This window comes from Corynebacterium sp. LK26 (genome assembly GCF_014335085.1).
GTDB lineage: Bacteria > Actinomycetota > Actinomycetes > Mycobacteriales > Mycobacteriaceae > Corynebacterium > Corynebacterium jeikeium_D.
Window position 1 is genome coordinate 233,331 of sequence record NZ_PDHB01000002.1, and the last position, 17,017, is coordinate 250,347.

16 protein-coding genes are annotated in these 17,017 nt (G+C 58.7%); 4 read left to right on the top strand and 12 right to left on the bottom strand.

Annotated features, from left to right (window positions below; all coding sequences use genetic code 11):
* Position 1: 1 nt before the first annotated feature.
* Together eccD and mycP are read left to right on the top strand one after the other, a co-directional pair.
* A complete protein-coding gene (gene eccD / locus CRD13_RS04545; protein WP_255467785.1) occupies positions 2–1,417 on the top strand; it encodes a type VII secretion integral membrane protein EccD in 1,416 nt (471 codons plus the stop codon).
* Positions 1,418–1,431: 14 nt separating this feature from the next.
* Positions 1,432–2,670, top strand: coding sequence for a type VII secretion-associated serine protease mycosin (gene mycP, locus CRD13_RS04550; protein ID WP_222865580.1), 1,239 nt, complete (start codon positions 1,432–1,434; stop codon positions 2,668–2,670).
* On the opposite strand, the gene eccB is transcribed toward mycP, so the two are convergent.
* Positions 2,629–4,071: a type VII secretion protein EccB gene (gene eccB / locus CRD13_RS04555; RefSeq protein ID WP_070545647.1), complete on the bottom strand. Its 1,443-nt coding sequence runs from the start codon at positions 4,069–4,071 to the stop codon at positions 2,629–2,631. The genes mycP and eccB overlap by 42 nt on opposite strands.
* Before the next feature lie 114 nt (positions 4,072–4,185).
* Between eccB and CRD13_RS04560 the strand changes: the two genes are divergently transcribed.
* Positions 4,186–5,340 carry a hypothetical protein gene (locus tag CRD13_RS04560; RefSeq protein ID WP_016422084.1) on the top strand — a complete coding sequence of 385 codons (1,155 nt, stop codon included), beginning with the start codon at positions 4,186–4,188 and terminating at the stop codon, positions 5,338–5,340.
* Between the two features lie 589 nt (positions 5,341–5,929).
* On the opposite strand, the gene CRD13_RS04565 is transcribed toward CRD13_RS04560, so the two are convergent.
* The 9 genes from CRD13_RS04565 to map all read right to left on the bottom strand — a co-directional run bounded on the left by CRD13_RS04565 (position 5,930) and on the right by map (position 13,931).
* Complete coding sequence (locus CRD13_RS04565; RefSeq protein ID WP_016422082.1) at positions 5,930–8,071, bottom strand: DUF6541 family protein; 2,142 nt, start codon at positions 8,069–8,071, stop codon at positions 5,930–5,932.
* Between the two features lie 59 nt (positions 8,072–8,130).
* The gene (locus CRD13_RS04570) at positions 8,131–9,021 is read right to left on the bottom strand and encodes a tRNA pseudouridine(38-40) synthase TruA (protein ID WP_042388414.1); all 891 of its coding nucleotides are present in this window, start codon (positions 9,019–9,021) and stop codon (positions 8,131–8,133) included.
* Positions 9,022–9,314: 293 nt separating this feature from the next.
* Positions 9,315–9,785, bottom strand: coding sequence for a 50S ribosomal protein L17 (gene rplQ / locus CRD13_RS04575; protein ID WP_016422080.1), 471 nt, complete (start codon positions 9,783–9,785; stop codon positions 9,315–9,317).
* Between the two features lie 37 nt (positions 9,786–9,822).
* On the bottom strand, positions 9,823–10,848 hold the full coding sequence (locus CRD13_RS04580) for a DNA-directed RNA polymerase subunit alpha (protein ID WP_016422079.1): 1,026 nt from the start codon (positions 10,846–10,848) through the stop codon (positions 9,823–9,825).
* 73 nt (positions 10,849–10,921) lie between these two features.
* Positions 10,922–11,527, bottom strand: coding sequence for a 30S ribosomal protein S4 (gene rpsD, locus CRD13_RS04585; RefSeq protein ID WP_005509964.1), 606 nt, complete (start codon positions 11,525–11,527; stop codon positions 10,922–10,924).
* 24 nt (positions 11,528–11,551) lie between these two features.
* Positions 11,552–11,956: a 30S ribosomal protein S11 gene (rpsK, locus tag CRD13_RS04590; RefSeq protein ID WP_016422078.1), complete on the bottom strand. Its 405-nt coding sequence runs from the start codon at positions 11,954–11,956 to the stop codon at positions 11,552–11,554.
* A 3-nt stretch (positions 11,957–11,959) separates the two neighbouring features.
* Entirely contained in the window at positions 11,960–12,328 is a 369-nt protein-coding gene (gene rpsM / locus CRD13_RS04595) for a 30S ribosomal protein S13 (RefSeq protein ID WP_005509836.1), read from the bottom strand.
* Positions 12,329–12,624: 296 nt separating this feature from the next.
* On the bottom strand, positions 12,625–12,846 hold the full coding sequence (infA, locus tag CRD13_RS04600) for a translation initiation factor IF-1 (RefSeq protein ID WP_016422077.1): 222 nt from the start codon (positions 12,844–12,846) through the stop codon (positions 12,625–12,627).
* 284 nt (positions 12,847–13,130) lie between these two features.
* Entirely contained in the window at positions 13,131–13,931 is an 801-nt protein-coding gene (gene map / locus CRD13_RS04605) for a type I methionyl aminopeptidase (protein WP_070429842.1), read from the bottom strand.
* A gap of 137 nt (positions 13,932–14,068) precedes the next feature.
* Between map and CRD13_RS04610 the strand changes: the two genes are divergently transcribed.
* Entirely contained in the window at positions 14,069–14,650 is a 582-nt protein-coding gene (locus CRD13_RS04610) for a hypothetical protein (RefSeq protein ID WP_070429843.1), read from the top strand.
* Between the two features lie 180 nt (positions 14,651–14,830).
* Here CRD13_RS04610 and CRD13_RS04615 read toward each other — a convergent pair whose 3' ends face one another.
* On the bottom strand, positions 14,831–15,382 hold the full coding sequence (locus tag CRD13_RS04615) for an adenylate kinase (RefSeq protein WP_005509947.1): 552 nt from the start codon (positions 15,380–15,382) through the stop codon (positions 14,831–14,833).
* Positions 15,382–16,713, bottom strand: coding sequence for a preprotein translocase subunit SecY (gene secY / locus CRD13_RS04620; protein ID WP_088611995.1), 1,332 nt, complete (start codon positions 16,711–16,713; stop codon positions 15,382–15,384). The genes CRD13_RS04615 and secY overlap by 1 nt, the downstream gene beginning before the upstream one ends.
* Positions 16,714–17,017 lie beyond the last annotated feature (304 nt).

The following is a 17,017-nucleotide window of genomic DNA, read 5'->3' on the forward strand; positions in this document are numbered from 1 at the left end:
CATGCAGAATTCATGGGGGAAATACATGCTGGGGGAACTCATTCGCGTGCGCATTGATGCCGCACACATGCCCGAAGACACCAACCGAGCACACGCAGACCTTGCGTTACCGACCAACGTCGCAATCGCCGCACTTGTACCGGATATCCTGCAAATTTTCGATATCGACATTGCGGACTTCCCGCTGGCGCAGTGGCAGCTACGAACCGCCACCGGCACGATTTTGCTTGCCGACTACACTCTGAACGAAGCCGGTATTTCACCAGGTGAGCGTCTCGTGGTTATCAACGATCCAGGACCTGTACCCAAACCTCGACTCTTCGATGCCGCCGATGCCATTACCGACACCACCTATACCGACGGTATCGGGACGGCTGATTTGGTTGTTGGCTGTACCGCAGCCCTCGTGGCCACAGCTTCAATCGCAGCTGCCTCATTGAGCTTGAGCAGTACCGATTCCACACTGGCCGCGGCAATCAGCTTCATCGCGCTGCTGGCAGTAGCCGGTGGACTGCGCCTGGCTCTGTTGCGTAGCGCAAAACCGGCGATTGTCATGTCCCTGGAGCTGCAAGTGCTCATTCTGGGCACCTCTTCGGGGCTCTGCTTCGTTGGCCTCGACCTACACCGCATACTCACCGACTGGCCGCCGACTGCTGCGATTAGTGTCGCGCTTGCCGTCATCGGTTTGATTTTTCTCATTTCCAACACCGGCGACGGCGACAACCGCATCACCGTTACCCTGGGCGCGACGAGTCTCAGTGCTGCAGTTACCTTCGGTATTTACGCTGCGGCTGTCGCACTTTTCCACAACTCGGTTCAATCAGGAGCGCTCACCGCTGCTAGTGCAGTCATCCTGATACTGCTGGCACCTTCCATCGCTATCAAGGCTGCCGGTATTCGCGTACCCAAAGTCCCTGCCGCCGGCGAGAGCTTCGATGACAGCGAAACTCCCGAAATATCCCACAACGCACCTAAGCGAGCGGGGTGGATTCTCGATGGCATCCTCTGCAGTGGCACCGGAAGTCTCAGCATCTTCACCCTGGTGGTACTTTTCTCCGGAGCCTATGCGAACAAGTGGTGGCCTCTAGGCATGGCTGCTGCTGTCATAGTCTTTTGTGCAATTCACTCCCGTGGCCAAGCCCGGAAAGTAGCTTCCACCTGTACTGCTTTAGCTGGTCTTGCCGTCATTGTGGCCGTCGCCTTTCAACAGTGGTTCGAGGGCAATTGGCCAGTCGCCGCTGGCCTGGTCGTCCCCATGCTTGCAGCCACCGCCTTAGCCGCATTTCCCGCGTCACGCATCTCACCTACAACGCGCCGCATAGCTGAGCTAACCGAGGCCTGCAGTATCGCCGTTATTTTGCCCATTGCGGCCATCATTGCCGAATTCCCTGAGTTCGTAAGTGGGTTCTTCCAGTGAAAAACCCACTTTTCATGAATGCCATAAAAACTCGTCTCACCGCCACGGCCGCACTTTCCACAGTGCTTATCTCGACGTTGACGGCGGCCACCGCAGTAGCACCGTCGGGCATCGCACCAATAGCGGCTGCCCAGAACAGCCAGGACTGCGTGGCCACGATGCTGTCGTCGGAAAGCGCACTGCATGAACCGACGGTGATCGAAAAAGCTCTTCGGTTTCGCCAAGCATGGCAACTGACGACGGGTGCGGGGATTACGGTGGCGGTAATCGATACCGGGGTCTCACCCAATGAGCGCCTGGGCGAGGTTCTCGACGGTGGCGATTTTGTCGACGGCAACAGCGGGTTCGTAGACTGCGACGGTCACGGAACTCTAGTAGCCGGCATTATTGCAGGCCGGCCCGGTGCCGATGGTTTCGCCGGACTGGCGCCCGACGCGCACGTGTTGTCGATAAGACAAACAGCCGATGGCGAAGGCAATTTGGAGTCGCTGGCACAAGCTATCGACAGGGCCGTCGCGGAGGGCGCGCGGGTCATCAATATCTCGCTCACATCGTGTGCCCCGGCAGGCGTAATGCCCCAAGGTGCAACAGATGTTGCCGAGAGCGTCGCACGCGCGGAAGTCTCAGGCGCAGTAGTGGTCGCAGCGGCAGGCAATAAGGGCGATAGCTGTCAGGACGGATCCGTAGCGTGGCCCGCAGTTCTGCCGGAGGTAATCGCAGTATCAGCAGTACAGTTCGACGATGCCGGCCAAGCACAACCCGCGGAGTATGCAATCACGGGACAATGGGTCAATGTCTCCGCTCCCGGCGGCCCCGTACTCGGTCCCGATCCGCGCACCCCCACCGGTCTCATAGACCGCCACGTGTTCGGGTCTGGGGAGAACACCCGAGCTCAACAGATTGCCGGCACCAGCTTTGCCACGCCAACCGTGTCGGGCACAGCTGCCCTGCTGCTGGCACGAAACCCAGAGCTTTCCCCAGCACAGGTTCGCGACATCATCCTTAGTTCCGCGAGCCCAATTAGTTCCGGGCTCGGCCTTGGTCGCGGCATCGTTGCACCTTATGACGCTCTGATTTGGACCACTGTGGACACCGCTGCGCAGCACGCAGCCAACCCCGCTGCCGCACCGGCTCCGCCGGATCTGCTTTCTTCGCAGGAGCGCAATGCACCGCTCCGGGCGACTGGACTGCTCCTGATATGCGCACTGGGCCTAGGTGCCTGGCTGCTCTCGCGTCCCGGACAGCGGCCCTAGCGCCGCCTGCTTACTCAGCTCAGGGCCTCCGCGCAACGCGGCCACCACTTCCCAGTCCACTGGTCGCGTGCCACCGCTATCGGCATTGGTTGATGCATTAAACCCGAGGGCGGCCAACGTCGTGCGATCGTGCACAGCAAAGCGCATCCCCTCTGGAGAAATGACGTGTACGGCCCCATTTACGCTTACTGCAATCGAGCTGCGCTCACGGCTGCGACCATCCACGAAACCGTCGACGGCCGCACCCGAACCGTCGGCATGCGGGTAATCCACGTGCCGCCCCTCCGGAGCATGCTGCGACCACTGCACGAGAGCTTGCGGCCGTCCTGCTATCCGGCCGGCACACAACCAGCCATCAGCATCGGCAAACGTCAGCGGCTTTTCAGGTAGCCCCGGGACTGCTGGCGCATTCGCAACGGGAACTGCCGCCAGCTGCCCCTCACTGGCCTGCAGAACTGGGCTATGCGCAGCTAATAGCTCTCCTAGCACCGGGGAGAGAATCGCGGCACCGTCGTCAAGCACGATAACGCGCCGCTGCCCGACCTCAACCACATTGCCGACTGTGTCGAATGGAGCGGCGAAGTGCGTGGGTGCGCCGCGGTTCGGGATTGCTGGCGCGGCCAGAATCGGAACCTCCGGAATCGTTCTGAGCAACGCAGGGCTGACAGGCCGGACTGCGGCGCGTTCCAACCCCAGCGCTCGAGAAACAGCGGCGTGCTCCGGGTGGTTGACATCCAGCCGCGAGCGGTAGCCCTGCGTAATCAGCCAGAGGTTTTGGCCATCGGCAACGACGGCACTGTCCGAGTGGGTTCGGGTAAGCTGCTGCGGTTCCGCACGGACTTCTTCAAGACGCGCAAGCGACTCTGCAACAATCCACGGCTGCCCGAGGTCTTGCACCGTCCGCTCGCATAAAGACAGTGCCAACTCCGGCGCACCTGCACTGCCCCTCTTGGCAGCTCCCGAGGCACCAGAGCCTGCCGGCGCGGCCGGAACTGCTGGTGCGCCCTCAATCCCGACAGCAAAACTGATGTCCTCTTTGTCCAACTCGCTACTGCGCACCCGCTTCGGCTCAGCAGGATTGCCCAAAATTAACCGCGCCGATGCGAGATTCGCGACTGGATGCAATCGACCATTGACACGTACATGCAGGCCCTCCGACCCCGATACGACAATCAGCTGCTCATTGGAGCTCGAACCGCCCTGCGGCCGCACCAACGACAGCACCGCAGTGCCGGCGGCCAGTAAAACCACCAGCGCACAGCCGATAAACAGTGCTCGCGTACGCGTGCGCAGAGGATCGTGCAGCATTCGCGAATCCGCACGCACAAGCGCGTGCTCAATCCGACGAATCAAGAATCGATGACCGCTGACCTGGCTAGGCGTAGTCGGCGTACGTGGCATGAGTTTCCCCCAAAACTATTCCCCCAAATAATCTCTACCCTGCAGAGTAAGCCAGGCCGCGCTACTGTGCGACCAGGGGAATTTTAGTGGGGAACATATTGGGGGGATTTTCACATGCCATTGTCATTGTGGCTACTCATTACAGCAATAACCATCACTGCAGGCGCGCATGTCCCTGTGCGCGGCCGCAGCCTTCGTGACCGCCTGCGACGCACCGAACCAGGACAACTCATCGGACTACGTCTCACACCAGGCCTGCGAAGCCAGCTAAGCGCTGCGGATATCGTCTCGCTTGCCGACGACAGCCCAGTGACCCTGGATGCGCTGTGCTTTTATCACATTGCGCCGGAAGTCCGCGGAGAGCATGCGCACCGCTACTTCCGAGCAGCCGAGCGCTCCGGCACAGCCCCTGAACCCTGGACACATCTGGTGGCAACTCTTCCGGTGGAAGCCTCCGCTGACCAAGCCCTACGCTTCCTCATCCACCGGCTGGGAACCCTTGGTATTCGCGCACGGCGATTGACGGCACCGGAATGTGCTCTGACTGAGAGCTCTGCGGAGGTCGTGCAGCTGCGCCGCACTGGACGCTCTCATCATGTGGCGGCGTTGGGACGCAAACCGCACCTGTGGTTAAGCCGACAACGTGACATCGCTATCACTAATGGTCCGGCGCAGGTCATAGGAGCCGGGAGCAGTGGACAAACCATCACAATGTGTCCCGCGAACGTCCCCCGATTGGAGGTCGACTGCGGCAATCAGGACATTTGTGAGCTGCTCATCGGAATGCTCTCGCTCGGCTATCGAGTCGGGATTCGCACGTCCCGTCCACATTTCTATACTGTGGCTCTTGATCTGGGCGCAGTACTTCTCGCTCGAGCTGGAGACGACACCGTCGATGTGGTTGTTGTCGAAGAGTATGAGCCCGACCTGTGTACTGGAATCGCGAGAATCATCGAGGTCAGTCGTACAGGTTCGCCCACGGCAGCAGCAGCGGAAATGCCAGCTTCGTGCCCTCGACTGGCGATGGGCGAATTCACCTGGACGCTATCTACCGCCCGCACTACCGATGAATTGCAGCCACTAGCTATGCGGGCAACTAGCGGTTTAGTCCCGGAATCAACGCACCCAAATCTGGCAGACCGCCCGGCGCCTGGGAGCCGTCAGGCTCCCCCTGCTGCGCCGGGTCATTCGGAGCGCCATTTTCTTGGCCACCCGGCTGACCGCCTGCTGCAGGAGGCACATCCTCCTTCGGCATCTGTGCACCAGTGACATTGCCATTGTCGATAGTGGCAGCGCCCGCTGGTCCCGAGCACTCCAGAGTAGACGGGCCATAGGCCGCGCAGTTGTAACCGAATGCGCTCAACTGAGAATTCGCTGGCAGCGTCTTCATCTCACCCGCCGGCGGGAACGTAAGGACCTCGTAAGTAACTCCCCCCGGGTTCCAGGACACAGCATTGGCGGGAACCTTGTTTCCCGTGCCGTCATCGACCATCGGAGGATTGGCAAGATTCACCTGGCAGGCCAAGTAGGCGTCACCGCTCAGATCGTTGAGGAAGCAGCGTGTCGTGCCATCCTCCAACTGAAAGAGTCGAGTATTTGGGCCGTCCGCCGGGGTGTAATCCGCATCATTGACCTGGGTGATTGCAGGAGTTTCCGTCGGCGTCTCTGATTTTGTCGGTGTCGTCGACTCTTCAGTCGGCTTCGGCGGAGTCGAGGATTTAGTCTTTGCGGAAGAACTGACGGAGCGATTCGAGACTTCCGGCTTAGCCGGCTCGTCGTCTCCACATCCGGCCAGCGCGAAAGTCATCATCACACCGGCTGCGATCGTTGCCATAAATTTATTCATCCGCATGGTGTCCTAACCTACCCGACCATCGCTCCATCCCCTAGTAGCCGAGGGAGGAATTACTTCCGGAGAACTAGCTCGCATCTCGTCGATGCGTTCTGGCGTAATCACGTCATTGAAGGCGAAGATAGTTACTTCCCTATCTCGATAAACAGGGGTTACCCCTGGAGCTACCCAGAGCCCTTCACCAGGAAACTCTAAATCCTCCTTGGAATCCCAAATACCCGGGGGTGACAAATAGATGAATCCCACGTTCAGCTTTCGGGCTGAGCGATCGACATCGTTCACCCCATCCGGCCGATCGGGGTCTGGAAAACCGAGGTAATCAGCGTGCCAATACAGCATTGAGGTAGCAGTCCACTTATTCGCCACTGGCCAATCATAGTGCGGGAACACTACCGGCAAGTCATTGCGAGCGTACATCCAGCTGGACCCCTCCGGCGGATTGGTAAACGTGCGGTACTTATGTGCCTCCGGCTGCTCGGCCAACCAATCAAATGCCTTTAAGTCAGCCTTGGAAATGATTTGCCATTCCCTAGGGCTCTTGTAGGCGAAATCCGCAGCGCTAGCATTAGACGCCACTCCATAGACCACAAGTACAGCAGAGCTCACCGTCGCTAAGCTCAACCCCAGAACTCGCCCCGTCGATGGCACTTTTGACTCACTAATTCGAGCCGCCCACGCGCAGCCCCACGCAACGGCGATACCCGCAAGCGCGGAATACAGGTACGCGGTGACCATCACCAACCGGTGAGGCGTCGAATAGTGAAGATCCGTATACAGCGCGAGAATATCGCCCGGCACGCCACCAAAATGATTGAGCGCGTGGGTCGTCATCAACACCGAAACAAACCAGGCCGGTACTACCCACACCCGTCGGCGCGAAGTATCCGCGAAAACCAAAAACGCCATCCCGATGAAACCGAGGATGATGATTGGCCAGAACGGCCGGAATTCCTCAGTGTGGCGGGTCAGCATTGTGGCGCCTCGATACCACGCATCGAAACGATCGAGGTCGTCTACTTCAGCGCTAACCGCGCGCACATCCTCGGTCTGAGAAGTTCCCGTAAGCCACTGCGGCAGTAGTACTGCCACTGCTGGCACAAAGGCGGCTGCAATCACCGCGACGTCGTAAAGCTTGGCGCGAACCGCACCCAGTTCAGGATGCGCGGGACGCGGCAGGCGGTAGCACAACCACCAAATTGCACCGAGCATAACGACTGTAGGCACCGATGCCGGATGGAGCTCTCCGATACCGATTATCGAAAGCGCAGCGCTCAAGATGCGCTGAGGTGCGTGTGGGAGCGACGTAACAAAGGCAAAAACGGTAATCGCTAGCGCAATCGAGACCTGGTACGGCCAGGCCCCCACGAAGACCCCGACGGGCATCAATACCGGAAGCGCTGCGGAAACAAGCGCCGCAACCCCCGCAGCAACGGCGGTGGACAGCTTTCGGCGATCAATAATTCGCCAGGTCAGCGCCGCAGCCGCCGTGGGTATGGTCACGGCCGGAATGATAATGCCGAGGTAATTGACCGCCTCGGTGATTGGTAGACGGACAATCAATATCCAAAGCGCACCGAACGCATGCCATGCGGCGGGATAGTAGGACACCGCCTGAGTTTCCACATTCTGAATCTCGCCCATTCTAGTGGCCGAGGCCATGCCGTCTTCCGTAATCGAACGGAGCACACTTGCATGCCAGAGTGTGTCCCAGCCTTGCTGGATGGTCGCCATCCCCTCGGACATTGAAGCGATGCGGCCGATAGCGGTCCACGTGAGAACCGCCGCTGCGATGATGACTCCGATACTTGCGATTAGCCCATAGCCCAACTCGCGCCATCGACTTGCGGCGGGCGGCTGCGTCTCGGCCGACACTGAGCGATCGACACTACCGCGCCGCCGCCGAATCAAAGCGCTGCCGCCACTCCAGCAAAGCGCGAGAAGTAGTGTCACGGCCCAGCAGATAGACGCACTGACCAAGGTGAAGCGCACTTCGATAGCGCCGAGCGCCCACCCTGCGGTACCTGCGATACCAAACGTCACCGCAGGACCGAGGGCCAGCGCCCACGGAGTACGAACGCCGCTGGCTCTCACTACAACAGCGCCGGGGATTACGAGCAGCGCAACCAAGCTAACAATTGCCCACACCACTACCGAACACTCCTCCTACGGTCACTTTCTTCAGGGAATATTACCGAGAGCTTGTACATTTAAGCCTCGTCCCCATCTGTCCGGGCATCACGACGCTCGCGGGTCTGCTCCGCCCTGGCCGCCAAATCAGCATCGCCGGGGTAATCAACACCTACCAGGCTGAGCCCACGCGCCTCTGCCACCGGGACCAACGGGGAACGCTTCCCTTCACTCAACAACTGTTCAGTGAATCCAACCGCACGTCGCCCCTCACCGACACTAAGGCAGGCCCCAACCAGTGAGCGCACCATAGACCAGCAGAACGCGTCGGCAGTCACATGGGCCTCGTACAGCTCTGGTTCTTCCCGCGTAGATACGTCGAACCACTGGAACCGCTGTAGATCTCTAGTGGTCGTCGCATGTGGCTTGTGTCGACAAAAAGCGGCAAAGTCATTGAGCCCCAGTAGGGCATCAGCCGCCACCTGCATGCGGTTGATGTCCACTGACCGCCGCCAGTGGGCCGTATCGCGAGCACGGGTAGGAAGCGGGCCACTGACGCAACTAGTGACGCGATAGACATAGTGCCGACGTAACGCGGAAAAGCGGGCATCGAAACCCGGGGGCGCAAACGAGGTGCCCCGAAGCGTCACGTCCGCGGGCAATAGTCGCGCTACACGACGAACCAAATTACTCGGGTCCCCTGCGATAGAACGTGTGTCTAAACAGGAGACAGGAACATCTGCGTGAGCCACCTGCCCGGAGGCATGAACACCGGCATCTGTACGACCGGCCACAGTCAGTTGCACGGGAGTGCGCAACACCTTCTCCAAAGTGGATTCCAACGTCGCCTGCACAGTCCGCACCGGTTCTCCAGTAGGCTTATCGCGCTGAGCAGCCCAACCATGGAAATCGGTCCCGTCATAGGCAATGTCAAAACGCAACCGAACCAGGTCGGAGTCGGTGCTCCCCATAGCGGCTCGATCGGGAGAATCGCACGGGGTATCCGGAGTCGTTGGAGTAAGTGATGTCACGGTTAACAGATTGTAGCCGGGACCCCGGATTAGATAATCAGCAGTTTCCACCGCAGGGTCTCCGTATTGCTCTCAATGTTGGTGCGTAATCCGTCGGTGTAACCGGAGGCAGAACTGGAGTCGGGCGCTATGCACCGTCGTCAAGCACAAAGAACCCCCGGAAGAGCGTTCAGATATGAACTGCTCAACGGGGGTTCAAAGCTGTGACGGTCAGAAGCCGTCAGCGAGGGGAATTACTCCTCCTCTGCAGCCTCAGCCTCAGTAGCCTCAGCCTCTTCGGCCTTTGCCTCTTCAGCCTGCTTGGAAGCAGCAGCGCGAGTTGCGCGAGTTGCCTCAGCAGTTGCGGTCTCTTCCTCAACCAGAGCAATCAGAGAGATCGGGGCATTGTCGCCCTTGCGGTTACCCAGCTTGATGATGCGGGTGTAGCCGCCGTCGCGATCAGCGAACTGCGGACCAATCTCGTCGAACAGCTTCTTAACTGCGTAGTTGTCGTTAAGCAGCTTTGCAACGTTGCGGCGATCTGCGAGAGTGCCGCGCTTTGCCTTGGTGATCAGCTTCTCAACGTACGGACGCAGCAGCTTGGCCTTGGTGTCGGTGGTCTTAATCTTGCCGTGCTCGATGAGCTGCTTCGCGAGGTTGGCCAGAATCTTCTTCTGGTGCGAAGCGGAGCCGCCGAGACGGGAACCCTGCTTAGGGGTAGGCATAGGTATCTCCTCGTTTTAATGAAGTCGCGTCGGTGAACTACTCGTCGTAGCCAGCGCTTGCGCCATCAGTCCAGTCAGCGTCATCGCCCGAGGCAGCGTCCAAATCAGCGACAGCAGCCGGGTCGAAGTTGTTCGGGGAATCCTTCAGAGCGAGGCCAAGCTCAGCGAGCTTCTCCTTGACCTCATTGATGGACTTGTCACCGAAGTTGCGGATATCCAGCAGATCCGACTCGGTACGAGCAGCGAGCTCACCGACAGTGTGGATCTCCTCACGCTTGAGGCAGTTGTAGGAGCGCATAGAGAAGTCCAGATCCTCAATCGGAGTCTGGTACGCAGCGACATCCTCAGCCTCGCGCGGGCTCGGGCCAATCTCGATGCCCTCAGCAGCCTCGTTCAGCTCACGTGCCAGACCGAACAGCTCAACCAGAGTCTTGCCTGCCGACGCCATCGCGTCGCGGGCGGTGATCGAGTTCTTGGTCTCGACATCGATGATCAGCTTGTCAAAGTCGGTGCGCTGCTCAACACGAGTAGCCTCCACCTTGTAGCTGACCTTCAGAACTGGCGAGTAAATCTGGTCCATCGGAATGCGGCCGATTTCGCCACCGGAGTTCGGGGTCGCCGGCACGTAGCCACGACCACGCTCAACGATCATCTCAATATCCAAGCGACCGGAATCATTGAGAGTAGCGATGTGGTGGTCCGGGTTATGAATCTCCACACCTGCTGGGCACTCAATGTCTGCAGCGGTCACCGCGCCTGCACCTTCGCGACGCAGGTAAACGGTAGCCGGCTCATCGAACTCGCTCGAGAGCACCAGACCCTTGATGTTCAGGATGATATCGGAGACATCTTCCTTCACGCCCGGGATAGTGGTGAACTCGTGCAGCACACCGTCAATGCGGATGCTGGTGACTGCAGCGCCCGGAATGGACGACAGCAACGTACGACGAAGGGAGTTACCGAGGGTGTAACCGAAACCCGGCTCCAGCGGCTCGATAACGAACCGGGAGCGAGAGGAATCAATGTAGTCCTCAGTCAGCGTTGGGCGCTGGGAAATGAGCATTTTCGAAAATCCTCCAGGTGGCGACCGCTATATGACGCCATAGGGAATGAATGGATGCAAGCGAAGTTGGTTATTACTTCGAGTAGAACTCGACGATCAGCTGTTCCTGAAGCGGAATGTCGATCTGTGCGCGTTCCGGGGTCTGGTGCACGAGGATGCGCAGGGACTCAGGAACAACCTGAAGCCATGCCGGGACGACAGCGTCGACCAGGTTCTCCTGTGCCTCTTCGAACCAAATCATCTTCTGCGACTTCGGGCGCACGTCGATGATGTCGTACTGGCTTACCTGGAAGGACGGCACGTTGATCTTCTTACCGTTAACGGTGAAGTGGCCGTGGGAAACCAGCTGACGAGCCTGGCGACGGGTACGAGCCAGACCAGCGCGGTAGACAACGTTGTCGAGACGCGACTCCAGCAGGACGACGAGGTTATCGCCAGTCTTGCCCGGACGACGGTGAGCCTCAGCGTAGTAGCGACGGAACTGCTTCTCCATCACGCCGTAGGTGAAACGTGCCTTCTGCTTCTCCTGGAGCTGGAGCAGGTACTCCGACTCCTTGATACGAGCGCGGCCAGCCTGCCCCGGAGGGTAGGGACGACGCTCAAAGTTCATGTCGCCACCGACGAGGTCGACGCGGAGACGACGGGACTTACGGGTTGCGGGACCGGTATAACGGGCCATTTCTGTTCTCTCCTTACCCTATTCCTAGACGCGACGACGCTTCGGCGGACGGCAGCCGTTGTGCGGCTGAGGGGTCACATCCGAGATCGAGGACACCTCAAGGCCAGCGGCCTGGAGGGAACGGATGGCGGTTTCGCGGCCCGAACCCGGACCCTTAACGAAAACGTCAACCTTCTTCATACCGTGCTCCATGGCCTTACGAGCAGCGTTCTCGGCGGCCATCTGAGCAGCGAACGGAGTGGACTTACGAGAGCCCTTGAAACCGACGTGACCAGAGGAGGCCCACGAGATAACAGCGCCCTTCGGGTCCGTGATGGACACGATGGTGTTGTTGAAGGTGGACTTGATGTATGCGTGGCCCTGAGCCACGTTCTTCTTTACAACGCGACGGCCGGTACGACGGCCGCGTGCGGACTTCGGAGCTGCCATGTTTTACTTCTTCTTTCCGGCGATCGTCTTCTTCGGACCCTTACGCGTACGAGCGTTGGTCTTGGTGCGCTGACCACGGACTGGCAGGCCACGACGGTGGCGCAGACCCTGGTAGGAACCAATCTCAATCTTGCGGCGGATATCAGCCTGAACCTGGCGGCGGAGGTCACCCTCGACCTTCCAGGTAGCTTCAATCACGTCACGCAGCGCAGCAACCTGCTCATCGGTGAGAGCGTCGGTGCGCAGATCCGGAGAGATGCCGGTCTTCTCCAGCAGCTCATTGGCACGGGCGGGGCCGATGCCATAGATGTAGGTAAGAGCGACCTCCATACGCTTGTTGCGTGGCAGGTCAACTCCAGCAAGGCGTGCCATACGGCAATTTCCTTCCGGTTGATGCGGTGGTTTACTCCACTGCCATCCTTCCCAGACCCGGCTTACTCGGTCGGACGCCGAGTCGCGCAAGTGTTATAGAAAGGCTCCAGCCACCGTTGCCGGAGGTATTCTCGCTTACTTCTGTGGAAAAGCTTTCATAAAGAACCGCCGCGCTAATCTGCTGAGACACCCGGTCTCAACATCACGCGGCCGTCACCAGAAGCAGCTAGGACGGTGGAGTTTCTGTCTAGTTAGTAAATAAGCCCATAACCACTACCAACAGTGGTCAGGTCGATTTACTTGTAGCGGTAGACGATTCGCCCACGCTCGAGATCGTACGGAGAAAGCTCCACTACGACTCGGTCTTCCGGGAGAATACGGATGTAGTGCTGGCGCATCTTGCCACTGATATGGGCGAGCACCTTGTGCCCGTTGTCCAGCTCCACTCGGAACATCGCGTTCGGCAAGGGTTCGACGACGCGACCCTCAACCTCAATTGCGCCTTCCTTTTTAGCCATGTCCTCCACGTCTCTCTGGCGGATACCCGGGACAATCCCGGCACCAGTTGGGAAATCTCTACTCTGCCTGGTGTTTTAGCAGTTCCGTGCAGGGATAATCATCACTGCAGCGACACTGCGCCCACACCATCGCCCAACTTTACACGCGACCTGCGTTTTTACCAAATACGACCACTATGGGACCGCCTGCAAGCGATGGCAGGCGGACTCTCTCTCCGCGTTCAGAATTCATCGCAGCCTTTATGGCGACATTCTGACCTTTCGCGTAGCCCCTCCCGCACTAGTTATTCATTTCGAGGAGTCAAAATACGGGGGCCGTCCGCTGTGGCGGCAACTGTGTGCTCCCAATGGGAGGCCGGCATTCTATCGGCGCTGACGACCGTCCAGCCGTCGTCAAGCTCATCACTCCCCCACTCGCCGCCGAGAATGAGCATCGGTTCAATGGCCAATACGGAGCCTTCGACGATGCGGGGACCCTTTCCAGCTTTGCCTTCGTTGGGAAGGAAGGGGTCCATGTGCATCTCACGCCCAATACCGTGCCCGCCGTACCCATCGACGATGCCGAGTTCAATATCGTGGCGCAGTTCAGCCTCACGGGTGGCCATTTCAAGCGCATACGAAATATCGGTGAGGCGAGCGCCCGGCACCATGGCCTTAATACCTTCGGCGAGGACCTCTGATGTCGCAATGTTCAGTTTTTCGACATCGTCACTCAGCTTTCCGACGCCGAAAGTAAGTGCCGAATCGCCGTGCCAGCCATCCAGGATTGCGCCACAGTCAATTGAGACTAAATCACCATCGGCGAGAACCGTAGACGAAGACGGAATGCCGTGGACAATCACTTCGTTCACTGATGCGCAGACAGATGCCGGGAAGCCTTCATAGCCAAGGAAGGACGGCGTTGCGCCAGCATCGATAATGACCTGGTGCGCAATCTCATTGAGATCTGCCGTGGTGACCCCTGGCTTAGCGGCGTCTCGGCAGGCTAGCAATGCACGACCGACAATCTCGCCGGCCGCTTGCATCGCATCCAATTCTCCCTCGGTGCGGGCAGGAACTACTTTGCGGCGGCGTGGAAAACTCATCACGCTGGTTGAGTCTACTCTGACTTAAAAGGGAACCACCGGCTAGCCGCACCCCGCCACCTACGAGGGCGCCGCTCGGATCGCTGCTACTTCCGAGAAATTTACACCCAAAGATGAGCTGCCCTACGATAACTGGCATGCATTCACTGTTGAAGTCCGCGCAGACTGCGGGCGTTGTTATTGCTGCCAGCTCGCTTTTCCTGATTGGCGCATGCTCAAGCAACCCCGAACCGTCGCCAGCGCCGACTGTCCCCTCCACTTCCCCTGCCACGGAATCGCCGGAGGCCCCTGGAAGCACCTCGGGTTTCATGGGCGCCTCTGCACTGCCTGAGTCGATTCAAAACTTCACACCTGATGCAATTAAGGAGGCGATTGGCAGCTGCGTCGAGTCGGATGACTCTAAACCCGTCATTTTTGGCAGCGAGAGCGTACATGGCTTCACCTGCGTAATGGCAGTTGGCGACGGTGGCACCGCAATGCTCAGTACGGCCGAGGACCCGGCCACTGTCGAGCGCATTAACGAAAAGGCTGAGTCCGTCGAAAACTACGCACCATACGAGCTACCCGGCAAGCACGCATTTAGCGGCATCAGCAAGGGGTCCCCTTTCGTTATGGTTATCGACGAGGATAACCGCATCTACCAAGAGTTCGTTTTCGCGAATATTGGCGCCGAGGCCGCACAGCCACTTATCGACGAAATCATTCAGGACTTCCAGTAGCCCTCACTATCGGCTGCCCCCCCCCGCCCCACCCCAGCCCCAACAGCCACACACAAAAGCCGCCCTTCCAAACCTCAACGGTTCGAAAGGGCGGCTTCAACAACCATCTACAACCGGCAAACCCATCGGCCCCAGCCAGCGAAAAAGCTAGAGCGTCTAGTTACCCGGTGTGCCAGGAGCCTAGTTCAGCTTCTCCAGCTCAGCCATCGTGCGCTCGTTAATCTCCTCAACGGATCCCTCAGCGGCAATCTTGATGATCTTCTCCGAGTAGTAATCCAGCAAAGGAGCGGTCTCATTGGTGTACACATGCATGCGGTTGCGGATGACCTCTTCAGTGTCGTCTGCGCGACCACGGGCCAGCATGCGCTCGACGACGACATCCTCAGAAACGTCGAACTGTACGACCGCATCCAGCTCAGTGCCGAGGTTGGACAGCAGACGCTTCAGCTCTTCTGCCTGACCAACAGTGCGTGGGAAGCCATCCAACAGGAACCCCTTGGCAGCGTCGTCCTCATTCAGACGGGACTCGACCATACGCACAGTCACGTCGTCCGGAACAAGGTTGCCGGCGTCGATGTAGGACTTCGCCTCAATGCCGAGCGGAGTGCCTTCACCGATGTTTGCGCGAAACAGGTCACCGGTGGAGATGTGCGGGACACCGAGCTTCTCCGAGAGGATAGCTGCCTGAGTGCCCTTGCCTGCACCGGGAGGACCTACAAGTACGAGTCGCATTACTTCAAGAACCCTTCGTAGTTACGTTGCATCATTTGGCTTTCAACCTGCTTGACCGTCGTCAGCGCAACACTGACCAGAATCAGCAGGGCTGTACCTCCAAACATACCGCCTGTACCGGAGTTCGCGTCGCCAAGCCCCATATCAAGAGCGACATTTGGCAGAACAGCAATCAGCGCCAGGTACAGCGAGCCGACAGTCAGCAGGCGAATCAGGACGTAGGACAGGTATTCAGCAGTCGGACGTCCCGGGCGGAAGCCCGGAATGAATCCACCGTATTTCTTCATGTTCTCCGCCTGCTCGTGCGGGTCGTACTGCACGGAGGTGTAGAAGAAGGAGAAGAAGATGATCATCAGGAAGAACAGCAGAATGTACTGCCAACTGGACGGCGCCAGCAGGTACTGAATGACATTGCGCTGCCACCAGTTGTCCATGTTCGGATTCGACTGACCGGACTGAACAATCTGGGTAATCAGAACCGGCACGTAAATCAGAGAGGACGCGAAGATGACAGGGATAACACCGGCCTGGTTCACCTTCAGCGGCAGGTAGGTGGAAGATCCGCCGTACTGGCGACGACCAACCATGCGCTTTGCGTACTGCACCGGAATACGGCGCTGTCCCTGCTCAATGAAAATAACGCCGATGATGAGAATCAGCACGGCAACAATCACGGTGGCGAACACGACACCGGTGGTGGAGCGCAGAATGTTCGCTCCCTGCGCCGGCATACCAGCGGCGATACCGGAGAAAATCAGCAGCGACATACCGTTGCCGACGCCTCGGTCAGTGATGAGCTCACCCATCCACATGACCAGCACGGCACCGGAGGTCATCACAACGACCATCACCACGAGGTCAAAGACACCCGCATCCTTAACCAGCAGCGACTGCGAGCCACCCAGCAGGGCACCTCGGTCTGCCATGGCCACAATGCCTGCAGACTGCAGCAACGCCAACGCCACTGTGAGGTAGCGGGTGTACTGGGTCATCTTTGTCTGACCCGACTGCCCTTCCTTCTTCAACTGCTCGAAGTGTGGAATCACCACCGTGAGCAGCTGGACGATAATCGAGGCCGTAATGTACGGCATAATGCCGATGCCGAAAATCGCCATCTGCAGCAGAGCGCCACCTGAGAACAGGTTAATCAGCGAGTAAACGCTGGACTGATCTTTCGAAATCTGCTCGAGCTGCGCGTTGACCAACTGGTAGTCGATACCAGGGGTTGGAATCTGCGAGCCGATTCGGTACAGAATGATCATCGTCAGAGTGAAGAAGATCTTCTTACGCAAATCGGGATCGCGCAACGCCGCAATGAGACCGGAAGCCACGTGCATCCTCCCGAGGTCAAGAAATCCGCTTCTCCCACGCTTTTCCCGAAAGACTTACCCGCTTATCCGCCAGTAGTCTCCCGTTTTAGTTAAGCAACGCGGATGACGTATTCCTCAAACCTTTAATTGACAGTATTTGACGTAGTGAGTCTACCAGCGTTTCTCCACATCGTCGCAATACACCTCCATATCACCGTTAGTACAGCGCCCCGCCAATCACCTCTTTTCGCTTGACGACGATCCCAGCGCCCCCTCCCCTCTGAGCCCACGCCCCCTCACTGTGCCTCACCCAATTTTCCCAGAC